Genomic DNA, 11,815 nt, shown 5'->3' on the forward strand with positions numbered 1-11,815 from the left:
GTCTAATACAATGAAAAAATTAACTATTGGCTTAATTGGCAATCCTAATTCCGGCAAGACAACCTTATTTAATCAGTTAACCGGCGCGCGCCAGCGCGTGGGAAATTGGGCAGGCGTAACGGTTGAACGTAAAGAAGGCCAGTTCACGACAACGGACAATCAGGTGACCCTGGTCGACCTTCCCGGTACCTATTCCTTAACCACGATTTCATCCCAGACATCGCTCGATGAGCAAATTGCCTGCCACTACATTCTTGGCGGCGATGCCGATCTGCTGATCAACGTGGTCGACGCCTCTAACCTCGAACGAAACCTTTACCTGACGCTGCAGCTGCTGGAGCTGGGGATCCCCTGCATCGTGGCGCTCAACATGCTCGACATTGCAGAGAAACAAAAGCTGCGCATTGACGTCGATGCCCTCTCTGCGCGCCTTGGGTGCCCTGTCGTTCCGCTGGTCTCGACCCGCGCTCGCGGTATCGACGCGCTGAAGCTGGCGATTGACCGCCACGCGGGAAACCGCGACGTTGAGCTGGTGCACTACGCCCAGCCGCTGCTGCGCGAAGCCGATCTGCTGGCGCAGGAGATGGACAAAAATATGCCTGCGAAACAGCGTCTGTGGCTCGGCCTGCAGATGCTGGAAGGGGATATCTATAGCCGCGCCTATGCCGGACATGCAGCAGATAAGCTGGACGTGACCCTCGCCCGTCTCAGCGGCGAGCTGGACGACCCGGCGCTGCACATCGCCGATGCGCGTTATCAGGCCATTGCGTCAATTTGTGATGTGGTCAGCAACGCCCTTACCGCGGAACCCAGCCGCTTTACGGCGGCGGTGGATAAGATTGTGCTCAACCGCTTCCTCGGTTTGCCGATCTTCCTGCTGGTGATGTACGTGATGTTCCTGCTTGCCATTAACATTGGTGGCGCGCTCCAGCCGATTTTTGACGCGGGTTCTGTCGCCGTTTTCGTTCATGGTATTCAGTGGCTGGGTTACACCCTGCACTTCCCGGAATGGCTAACCATCTTCCTCGCTCAGGGGATCGGCGGCGGTATCAACACCGTGCTGCCGCTGGTGCCGCAGATCGGCATGATGTATCTGTTCCTCTCGTTCCTTGAAGATTCCGGCTACATGGCGCGCGCCGCGTTCGTGATGGACCGCCTGATGCAGGCGCTGGGTCTGCCGGGTAAATCCTTCGTCCCGCTGATCGTCGGCTTCGGCTGTAACGTGCCGTCGGTGATGGGCGCGCGCACCCTGGATGCGCCGCGTGAACGTCTGATGACCATCATGATGGCGCCATTTATGTCCTGCGGCGCGCGTCTGGCAATCTTTGCGGTCTTTGCAGCCGCCTTCTTTGGTCAGCAGGGCGCGCTGGCGGTCTTCTCGCTGTATGTGCTGGGCATCGTGATGGCGATCCTGACCGGCTTAATGCTCAAGCACACCATCATGCGTGGTGAAGCGTCGCCGTTTGTGATGGAGCTTCCGGTTTACCACGTACCGCATCTGAAAAGCCTGGCGATCCAGACCTGGCAGCGACTGAAAGGCTTTGTGCTGCGCGCCGGTAAGGTGATTGTCATTGTCAGTATTTTCCTGAGCGCGCTGAACAGCTTCACCCTGAGTGGACAGACGGCGGATAACATCAACGACTCTGCCCTCGCCTCCGTCAGCCGCGTCATCACGCCGGTCTTTAAACCAATTGGCGTGCAGGAGGATAACTGGCAGGCGACCGTGGGACTGTTCACCGGGGCGATGGCGAAAGAGGTGGTCGTCGGGACCCTGAACACGCTCTACACCGCAGAGAACATTCAGGAGCAGGAATTTAACCCGGCGGAGTTTCACCTCGGTGACGAACTGCTGGGTGCCGTAGAGGAGACCTGGCAGAGCCTGAAAGATACCTTCAGCCTGAGCGTGCTGGCGAACCCGATTGAGGCCAGCAAGGGCGACGGCGAAATGGCAACCGGTGCCATGGGCGTGATGGGCGAGAAGTTTGGCAGCGCGTCTGCGGCCTACAGCTATCTCATCTTTGTCCTGCTCTATATCCCGTGCATCTCCGTCATGGGAGCGATTGCCCGCGAGTCCAGCCGCGGCTGGATGGGCTTCTCCATCCTGTGGGGGCTAAATATCGCTTACTCGCTGGCGACGCTGTTTTATCAGACCGTTAACTTCAGCCAGCACCCGCGCTACAGCCTGGTCTGCATTCTGGCGGTTGTGCTGTTTAACGTAATGGTTCTCGGTCTGCTACGCCGGGCACGCAGCCGCGTCGACATCGACCTGCTGGCAAATCGTAAAACCGCCGCAACCTGCTGCAGCAGCCCGGCTGGCGACTGTCACTAAGAGGAAACCAGATGGCATCGTTGATTCAGGTTCGTGACCTGCTGGCGCTTCAGGGGCGGATGGAGGCAAAACAGCTCAGCCTCAGCCTGCATACGCCGCAGCCGATGATCGATGCCATGCTGGAACGCCTGGAAGCGATGGGTAAAGCCGTGCGGATTAAGGAAGAAGCGGACGGCTGCCTCTCCGGCAGTTGTAAAAGCTGCCCGGAAGGAAAGGCCTGCCTCAGGGAGTGGTGGGCACTGCGCTAATAAAGCCGGGCATTGCTGCCCGGCTTTATCGTATTACTTATAGACGTCCGCGGTAGCGCGTACGTTTTTGGTCTGTTTTTCTGCACTGGTGACGACGTAGTACGTCCCGCCCAGCTCATCCGCTTTCTTCGACAGCTCTTTTCTTGCATCCATCGGCGCGGTGGTGTCAGACGTAGAAATCTCACCAATTTTCGTCAGATTCATCCCGGCAACTTTATCTTTTTCCAGCTCTTTCGCCGCAAAAACGCCAAATGACAGTGACCCAATAACCAGAGAAGTGACAATACCTGTAACAAGTTTCATAGCCTGACTCTCCATAGGATTGTTGTTTTTGATTATCGTAGGCAGAACAACCGCAACGACATCTGGAGTATGGTTGCGGTGTGTAACTTTTTCCAGGCTGGATAGAAAATAATCAGTCTAAACGTTGACTTAACGCAACCAGCGCTGAACAAAATTCCGTCGGATGAGAGATAAACGGAGCATGCGCGGCTTTGGCAATGACCCGGGATTCGCTGTCCGGCCAGAGGGAATCCAGAAGTGGAACCACTTTGCGCGGCACCAGCCCGTCCAGATGGCCATAGATACGCAGGTGCGGCATGGCCAGCGCAGTCAGCGGCTCCCGCAGGTCGACCGTTTTCAGGATCTCAAGACCGCCGTTAAGCACCTCGACGTCCGGCATCGGCAGGGAGAGCACCACCTGCTTCAGCGCTCTGGCATCCTGACGCGCGGTTTCCGTCCCCATTGTCTGCAATGCGAGGAATCGCTCGACGGTCCGCTGGAAATCGTCGCTCAGCTGCTGCTGGAAGCCCGCCAGCACGTCAGGTTTGATGCCGGGCCACGTCTCTTGCGCGCTAAAGCATGGCGACGAGGCCACGGTGACCAGCGCCTTAACGCGCTCGGGCCAGGAGAGCGCAATCTGGCTTGCCACCAGCCCGCCCAGGCTCCAGCCCAGCCAGATGGCATTTTGCGGCGCGGCGTCCACAACCTGCTGCGCCATCTCATCAAGCGACATCGCGCCAAAGCCGCGGCTGCGACCGTAGCCCGGTAGATCAACCAGATGTAACGTAAATTGCGAGGCAAGTTCCTCGCTTATGCAATGCCACACTTCCGCATTCAGGCCCCATCCGTGCAGCAGCACAAGATGGCAATTTCCTGTCCCTACGGTCTGCCACCACAGCGTCTTCATCAGTTACTGTTCTCTTTTTTCACATGGAGGTTGCACATGCTAACAGTGCCTGGCTTGTGCTGGCTATGCAAAATGCCGCTTGCCCTCAGCGCGTGGGGCGTCTGTTCCGTCTGCACGCGCTCACTGGCAAGGCGTATCACAACCTGCCCGCAATGTGGTTTACCGGCGGCTAACCGCTATTTGCCCTGCGGCCGCTGCCTGAAAAAATCCCCGCCGTGGAGCGCGCTGGTAGCCGTGGATGATTATGTTCCACCGCTGAGCGGGCTTATTCACGCCCTGAAGTTTTCCGGCCAGAGTTCGCTGGCGCAGCCCCTTGCCCGCCTGCTATTGCTGGCAGTTTTACAGGCGCGACGAACCCGCGCTCTGCCGAAAATCGATAGGGTGGTGAATGTCCCCTTATACCGACGTCGGCACTGGCGGCGCGGCTATAATCAAAGCGACCTGCTCTGCCGCCCGCTCGCCCGGTGGCTAGGCTGTCGCTATGATGCCTGCGCGCTTACCCGCGTACATGCCACCGCCATCCAGCATCAGCTCAACGCCCGGCTTCGCAAAAGGAACCTGAAAAACGCCTTTCGCCTTGAATTGCCGGTCAAAGGCCTCCATATCGCCATCGTGGATGACGTCGTCACCACAGGCAGTACCGTTGCTGAACTTTCCCGACTGCTTTTGCAAAGCGGCGCCGCGTCGGTTCAGGTATGGTGTCTGTGCCGTACCTTGTAGCCCTTCTTCAATGGGCGTATGATTATACCCAGGTAATTTAGTCAACTATTAGGCCAAAGCTATGATCCGTATTTCCGATTCTGCACAAGCGCACTTTGCCAAACTGCTGGCAAATCAGGAAGAAGGGACGCAGATCCGCGTGTTTGTGATCAATCCAGGCACTCCGAATGCAGAATGTGGTGTCTCTTATTGTCCTCCGGATGCTGTGGAAGCAACTGACACTGCCCTTAAATTTGAACAGCTCACCGCTTATGTCGATGAACTGAGCGCGCCGTATCTTGAAGATGCGGAGATCGACTTCGTCACCGACCAGCTGGGTTCTCAGCTGACCCTGAAAGCGCCAAACGCCAAAATGCGTAAAGTGTCTGACGATGCGCCGCTGATGGAGCGCGTTGAGTATCTGCTTCAGTCCCAGATCAACCCACAGCTGGCTGGCCACGGCGGTCGCGTTTCCCTGATGGAAATCACGGAAGACGGCCTGGCGATCCTGCAGTTCGGCGGCGGCTGTAATGGTTGCTCTATGGTCGACGTGACCCTGAAAGAAGGGATCGAGAAGCAGCTGCTGAACGAGTTCCCGGAACTGAAAGGCGTGCGTGACCTGACCGAGCACCAGCGCGGCGAGCATTCTTACTACTAATTCAGTACCCGCCCGTATTGCCCGGTGGCGCCACGCTTACCGGGCCAACCTCCCTTACCTTCCCACCTCGATATGTTGACCTGCGTCTCATAATTCAAATTTTGCCTCACTGGGTGATTCTCAACCGCGACATGTTACCCGTATCATTCTCGTGGGCACTCAGCACCCTTATAACAGCCGACTAAACTTAACTGTTTCGCAGGCATCAGTATGAGTGCCGTTAACCACTCTGTTCCCAGTTGGGACAATCGGAATTTGTCGTTGAAACAATGACGTTACCCATAACAATTCAAAGGCCAGGTAAATCATGCCATTAGTCATCGTTGCTATCGGTGTTGTGTTATTACTGCTCTTGATGATCCGTTTCAAAATGAACGGATTTATCGCTCTGGTTCTGGTGGCACTTGCAGTCGGTCTGATGCAGGGGATGCCGCTGGTTAAAGTTATCAGCTCTATCAAAGCCGGCGTCGGCGGCACGCTCGGCAGCCTGGCGCTGATCATGGGCTTCGGTGCCATGCTCGGCAAAATGCTGGCGGACTGCGGTGGCGCGCAGCGTATTGCCACCACCCTGATTGCCAAATTCGGTAAACAGCACATTCAGTGGGCAGTGGTGTTAACCGGTTTTACCGTCGGTTTCGCGCTGTTCTATGAAGTGGGCTTCGTGCTGATGCTGCCGCTGGTGTTTACCATCGCTGCGGCAGCGAACATCCCGCTGCTGTTTGTGGGTGTGCCAATGGCTGCGGCCCTGTCCGTGACCCACGGCTTCCTGCCGCCACACCCGGGTCCAACCGCTATCGCCACCATCTTCCACGCCGATATGGGTAAAACCCTGCTGTTCGGTACGATTCTGGCGATCCCGACCGTGATTCTGGCGGGCCCGGTGTATGCCCGCTTCCTGAAAGGCATTGATAAGCCTATCCCGGAAGGTCTGTACAGCGCCAAAACCTTCACCGAAGAAGAGATGCCGGGCTTTGGCGTCAGCGTCTGGACCTCTCTGGTGCCGGTGATCCTGATGGCGATGCGCGCCGTGGCGGAGATGATCCTGCCGAAAGGTCATGCTTTCCTGTCCGTTGCGGAATTCCTGGGTGACCCGGTAATGGCAACGCTGATTGCGGTGTTGATCGCGATGTTCACCTTCGGTCTTAACCGCGGTCGTTCAATGGATCAAATCAACGACACGCTGACCTCTTCCATCAAAATCATTGCCATGATGCTCCTGATCATCGGCGGCGGCGGTGCGTTCAAGCAGGTGCTGGTCGACAGCGGCGTGGACAAATACATCGCTGCCATGATGCATGAAACCAACGTGTCGCCGCTCCTGATGGCCTGGTCTATTGCTGCAGTTCTGCGTATTGCGCTGGGTTCTGCGACCGTTGCGGCGATCACCGCAGGCGGTATCGTTGCCCCGCTGATTGCGACCACGGGCGTAAGCCCTGAGCTGATGGTTATCGCCGTCGGTTCCGGTAGCGTGATTTTCTCTCACGTTAACGACCCTGGCTTCTGGCTGTTCAAGGAGTACTTCAACCTGACGATCGGTGAAACCATCAAGTCCTGGTCCGCGCTGGAAACCATTATTTCGGTGTGTGGTCTGGTCGGGGTGCTGCTGTTGAATATGGTTGTCTGATGTAAAAAAGCCGGGTGGCGCTGACGCTTACCCGGCCTACATTCTATTCCCTCTCCCTCCGGGAGAGGGTTAGGGTGAGGGTGAGGGTGAAACTACCGCTTCTTACCCACTGCCCTTCTGCGCTTATCCAAATCCTTAATCAGCCTGTTCACCCCGTCATCGGCAAACATCTTCTCAAGCGTTGTGGACAGCTTGCGTCGCCAGTTCTTGTACTGATAGCTGGTGCCCGGAACGTTCACCGGCTCCGCCATATCAATCCAGTCTTCCGGCTGCAGGCCGAGCAACGCGCTGTTGCTGTCGGCGATATAGCGCTGCAGGCCACGGTTGAGCGTTGGGGTCATCGCCATCAGCGACGCTTTATGCCCTGCACGCTTCGGCAGACAGCCATGCTTATGCAGCGCATCCAGCAGCCCCTGCTTCGCCAGCTCACGATCCTGATACAGACCGCGCAGAACCTCTTCATCAGGATACAGTCCCAGCGTTTTGCCGAGGGTCAGGTCGCCGCTTTCCCAGTAGCCCCTGAGCGTAGGAAGATCATGCGTCGTCGCGACTGCCATTGACTGTTCAGGGTACGCTTTCGGCGCGCGGAAGGTTTTCTCATGGTCGTTTTCAAAATAGAGCACTTTATAGGAGTAGACGCCGCTGTCGCGGAGCTTGCTGACAATTTCCACCGGCACGGTACCGAGATCTTCACCGATCACCATGCACTGGTGACGTTTACTCTCCAGCGCCAGGATCGACAGCAGATCGTCAACCGGATACTGGACGTACGCCCCGTGATCGGCCGTTTCACCGTACGGGATCCACCACAGGCGCAGCACGGACATCACGTGGTCAATGCGCAGCGCCCCGCAGTTCTGCATGTTCGCGCGCAGCAGGTCGATAAACGGCTCGTAGGCGCGCGCCGCCATCACGTGCGGATCCATCGGCGGCAGGCCCCAGTTCTGCCCGAGCGGCCCGAGGATATCCGGCGGTGCACCCACGGAGGCCTTCAGGCAGTAGAGCTCACGATCGCACCAGGTTTCCGCGCCGCCTTCCGCCACGCCCACGGCCAGGTCACGATACAGACCGATCGGCATTTTATAGCCCTGGCTCACCTGCCAGCAGGCAGCAAACTGGCTGTACGCCAGCCACTGCAGCCACAGGTAGAAGTCCACCTCATCGGCATGATTTTTACAGAAGGCTTTGACTTCAGGGGTATCCACGGTCTGATACGCTTCCGGCCAGACCGGCCAGCCCCAGCGCATTTCGTCCTCTTTCACCTGATATGCGTGCAGCGCATCAAATGCCGCCTGCCAGTAGAGACTTTCGCCTTCCTGCATCACAAACTGGCGGAAGGCCGCCATCTGCTCGTCATCGCGCTGCGAAAAGCCTTTCCACGCCAGACGCAGCGCGGCCATTTTCAGCGCCGTGACGGTGGAATAGTCCACCCAGTCCGCGTCGCGGGCCTGCTTCAGCATCTGCCGGGTGGTATCAAGCTTCCACCACGCCTGCGCCTCTTTGCTGTTTTTGAAGTCGTCTAACGCGTTAACGTCGATGTAAATCACGTTTAGCCAGCGTCGGGACGACGGGCTGTACGGGCTGGCGCTTTCCGGATTCGCCGGATAGAGCGCGTGAATTGGGTTGAGGCCAATAAAGGCCCCACCGCGCTCGCCCACGGATGCCAGCATGTTCTTCAGGTCGCCAAAATCGCCGATGCCCCAGTTGCTGTCGGAACGCAGCGTATAGAGCTGCACGCAGGCGCCCCACAGCTTTTTGCCTTCAAGCAGCGCCTGCGGCTCATAGCAGCGTTTTGGCGCGACGATCACCCGGCAGTGAAAACGCTGTTCGTCCTGGGTGAGCGTCAGGCTGTGATAGCCCTCCGGCAGCTTCGCCGGAAGGTTTAACGTTTTGCCGCCGGTGGCGTGGCCTTGATGCTGATGCCCCTCTTCGGTGGTGAGCAGCCAGCTAAACTCGCCGAGCCCCTCCACCGCCAGCGGCATCTTTTTGCCTGCGGTAAAGACCTTCACGTTTGGCACCGGGGCAACCGACGCTTTCGCGTCGGTTTTGTGCATCGCATCCAGCAAACGTCTTTTGGTGTCCGCACCAATAGACTGCGGTTTGCCGTGCGCGTTGATGTAACTGAGGCTAATTCCCGCCGCCTGCGCGGCACTGTCCAGACGTTTACTCTCCATCGCGCTTCCTTAGCGTTTTGCCTGCCAGATACGGGCCTGATAATCACGGATTGAGCGGTCAGAGCTGAACATGCCGCAGCGCGCGGTGTTCAGAATGCACGCCCTGGTCCACGCCTCCTGGTCGCGATACAGCACGTCGACCTGTTTCTGCGCTTCAACGTAGGCCGTGAAGTCCGCCATTACCAGGTATGGGTCGCCGCCGTGTTTGTCCATGCTGTGCAGCATCTGGTCAAACGCGTGCTTGTCGCCGTCGCTGTATTTGCCGCTTTCCAGCTCCTTCAGCACCGCATCCAGCACTTTGTCTTTCTTACGCCATTTCACCGGATCGTAGCCTTTGGCCTTGATGGCTTTCACCTCTTCCACGGTATGGCCGAAGATAAAGATATTCTCTTCACCGACCTTCTCGGCGATTTCGACGTTCGCCCCGTCGAGCGTGCCGACGGTCAGCGCGCCGTTCAGCGCCAGCTTCATGTTCCCGGTACCGGACGCTTCTTTCCCTGCGGTCGAGATCTGCTCGGAGATATCCGCCGCCGGGATAAGCATTTCAGCCGCCGAGACGCAGTAGTCCGGCAGGAACACCACCTTCAGCTTGTCGCCCACTTTTGGATCGCTGTTGATCGCCGCCGCCACTTTATTAATAGCGAGGATAATGTTTTTCGCCAGGTAGTAGCCCGGCGCCGCTTTCGCACCGAACAGGAACACGCGCGGCACGCGGTCGGCCTGCGGGTTCTCGCGGATCTCTTTGTACAGCGCCAGAATGTGCAGCAGGTTCAGGTGCTGGCGCTTGTACTCATGCAGACGTTTGATCTGAATGTCGAAAATGGCATGCGGGTTGATCTCAATCCCGGTACGCACTTTCACGAACTCCGCCAGGCGAACCTTGTTCTCCAGCTTGATCGCACGGTACTGCTCGCGGAATTTTGCGTCGTCGGCCTGTTTTTCCAGGTTGATCAGCTGGTCCAGATCGTTGGCCCACTCTTTCTTCAGGGTCTTGTCCAGCAGGCCGGCCAGCAGCGGGTTGCACTGCTTGATCCAGCGACGCGGCGTGATGCCGTTGGTCACGTTGTGGAATTTGGTCGGCCACAGCTGGTGATATTCCGGGAACAGATCTTTCACCACCAGGTCGGAGTGCAGCGCCGCCACGCCGTTAACGGCAAAGCCGCTGACTACGCACATGTTCGCCATGCGCACCTGTTTGTCGTGCACCACTGCCAGCTTGGCCCAGACGGCTTTGTCGCCCGGCCAGGTTTTCTCCACCAGCGCTTTAAACTGGTCGTTAATCTTGTTGATGATCTGCATATGGCGCGGCAGCAGCGCTTTCACCAGCTTCTCATCCCAGCACTCGAGCGCTTCTGGCATCAGGGTGTGGTTGGTGTAGGCGAAGGTGCGGCTGGTGATGGCCCAGGCGTCGTCCCAGCTCAGCTGATGCTCGTCGATCAGCACGCGCAGCAGTTCCGGGATGGCAATAGTCGGGTGCGTGTCGTTGAGCTGGATAACTTCGAAGTCCGGCAGCTGCGCCAGCTTGCGGCCCGCCAGATGATGGCGACGCAGAATGTCCGCCACGGAGCAGGCGCACTGGAAGTACTGCTGCATCAGGCGCAGCTTTTTACCCGCCAGATGATTGTCGTTCGGGTAGAGGACCTTCGTCAGTTTCTCGGCGTCAATGCCCTGCTGTTCGGCGCGCAGGAAATCACCGTCGTTGAATTTGGTCAGGTTGAACGGATGCGCGTGCTTCGCCTGCCACAGACGCAGCGGCTGCGCCACGCCGTTACGGTAGCCGAGCACCGGCAGATCCCAGGCTTCACCGGTAATAGTGAACGCCGGCTCCCAGAGCCCCTGCTTCGTCACTTTCCCGCCGATGCCGACCTGCACATCCAGCTGCGCGTTGTGGCGGAACCACGGGTAGGTGTTACGGTGCCAGTCGTCCGGCGCTTCCATCTGATGGCCGTCGGCAAACGACTGACGGAACAGACCGTACTGGTAGTTCAGACCATAGCCAATCGCCGACTGGCCGACGGTCGCCATGGAGTCAAGGAAGCAGGCCGCCAGACGACCCAGACCGCCGTTACCCAGCGCCGGGTCAATCTCTTCTTCCAGCAGGTCGGTCAGGTTAATGTCATGCTCTTTCAGCACATCACCCACCTCCTGATACCAGCCAAGGTTCAGCAGGTTGTTGCCGGTCAGGCGGCCAATCAGGAACTCCATCGAGATATAGTTGACGTGACGCTGGCCTTTGACGGGCTTCACCACGGGCTGAGCATCCAGCTGCTCTGCGAGCGCCCCGCTCACCGCCTGCCACCACTGGTGAGGCGTCATCTCGTTTGCAGCATGAAGGCCAAAACGCTGCCACTGACGCGTCAGGGCAGCCTGGAATTGAGCTTTGTTGAAGGTAGGCTGTGACATAGGGGATCGGCATCCTTTAGAAAGAAAACACAAGTTGGCGCTAGTGTGCCTGGCTCATTTCACCTCTTCCTCCTCCCGTGGGGGATTAGACAGGGAGGAGTAGCGGGGATGAGCATAAAAGTGTGATCGAGGCCACTCTGAGAGCATAGCCGTAGCGTGCCAGGAAGTTAAAAAAGTAACCGGGGAGAATGTCAAAGAAATGAAATGCAGTTTCGGGTGAAATTAATCCGCCCGGAAATGATTGCTTACGGAGAATAATATTTCAGCAATGGGCTCATACCTAAGGAGATTATTAATCTCACTCAACTTTACCCGAAGTTTATTAAATTCGGCGTCATTATACCTTTCTGAAACCAGTTTCAGCCCGACCGGGTGACATCCATACAAGCCAGCATTCACGCGGCATCAAAGCCTTTTTAAAAAAGTTCCGACACTGGCCGGAATGTTTTGTGACAGAGTGCAAATTCAGAGCCACAAAAGCCAGACATAAC

9 protein-coding genes are annotated in these 11,815 nt (G+C 57.5%); 5 read left to right on the plus strand and 4 right to left on the minus strand.

Features of this window, described 5'->3' with window-relative positions:
• The first annotated feature begins 10 nt into the window (after positions 1–10).
• Together feoB and feoC are read left to right on the plus strand one after the other, a co-directional pair.
• Positions 11–2,329 carry a Fe(2+) transporter permease subunit FeoB gene (gene feoB, locus ACR42C_RS21270; protein WP_479984529.1) on the plus strand — a complete coding sequence of 773 codons (2,319 nt, stop codon included), beginning with the start codon at positions 11–13 and terminating at the stop codon, positions 2,327–2,329.
• Between the two features lie 11 nt (positions 2,330–2,340).
• Complete coding sequence (gene feoC, locus ACR42C_RS21275) at positions 2,341–2,577, plus strand: [Fe-S]-dependent transcriptional repressor FeoC (protein WP_233003201.1); 237 nt, start codon at positions 2,341–2,343, stop codon at positions 2,575–2,577.
• Between the two features lie 33 nt (positions 2,578–2,610).
• Here feoC and ACR42C_RS21280 read toward each other — a convergent pair whose 3' ends face one another.
• Together ACR42C_RS21280 and bioH are read right to left on the minus strand one after the other, a co-directional pair.
• Positions 2,611–2,880, minus strand: coding sequence for a YdgH/BhsA/McbA-like domain containing protein (locus ACR42C_RS21280; RefSeq protein WP_023309499.1), 270 nt, complete (start codon positions 2,878–2,880; stop codon positions 2,611–2,613).
• A gap of 112 nt (positions 2,881–2,992) precedes the next feature.
• Complete coding sequence (bioH, locus tag ACR42C_RS21285; protein ID WP_479984530.1) at positions 2,993–3,766, minus strand: pimeloyl-ACP methyl ester esterase BioH; 774 nt, start codon at positions 3,764–3,766, stop codon at positions 2,993–2,995.
• A 36-nt stretch (positions 3,767–3,802) separates the two neighbouring features.
• Between bioH and gntX the strand changes: the two genes are divergently transcribed.
• The 3 genes from gntX to gntT all read left to right on the plus strand — a co-directional run bounded on the left by gntX (position 3,803) and on the right by gntT (position 6,747).
• Positions 3,803–4,486, plus strand: a complete 684-nt coding sequence (gene gntX, locus ACR42C_RS21290) for a DNA utilization protein GntX (RefSeq protein ID WP_316380245.1) — start codon at positions 3,803–3,805, stop codon at positions 4,484–4,486.
• A gap of 61 nt (positions 4,487–4,547) precedes the next feature.
• Positions 4,548–5,123, plus strand: a complete 576-nt coding sequence (gene nfuA, locus ACR42C_RS21295) for a Fe-S biogenesis protein NfuA (protein WP_003861601.1) — start codon at positions 4,548–4,550, stop codon at positions 5,121–5,123.
• A gap of 307 nt (positions 5,124–5,430) precedes the next feature.
• Positions 5,431–6,747 carry a gluconate transporter gene (gene gntT, locus ACR42C_RS21300; protein ID WP_116342718.1) on the plus strand — a complete coding sequence of 439 codons (1,317 nt, stop codon included), beginning with the start codon at positions 5,431–5,433 and terminating at the stop codon, positions 6,745–6,747.
• Positions 6,748–6,839: 92 nt separating this feature from the next.
• On the opposite strand, the gene malQ is transcribed toward gntT, so the two are convergent.
• Positions 6,840–8,921: a 4-alpha-glucanotransferase gene (gene malQ, locus ACR42C_RS21305; RefSeq protein WP_479984531.1), complete on the minus strand. Its 2,082-nt coding sequence runs from the start codon at positions 8,919–8,921 to the stop codon at positions 6,840–6,842.
• Positions 8,922–8,930: 9 nt separating this feature from the next.
• Positions 8,931–11,324 (minus strand): maltodextrin phosphorylase, encoded by a 2,394-nt coding sequence (gene malP / locus ACR42C_RS21310; protein WP_479984532.1) that lies wholly within the window; start codon positions 11,322–11,324, stop codon positions 8,931–8,933.
• Positions 11,325–11,815: the final 491 nt, after the last annotated feature.

The sequence above is a fragment of the Enterobacter sp. MG-EB028 genome (assembly GCF_056673305.1).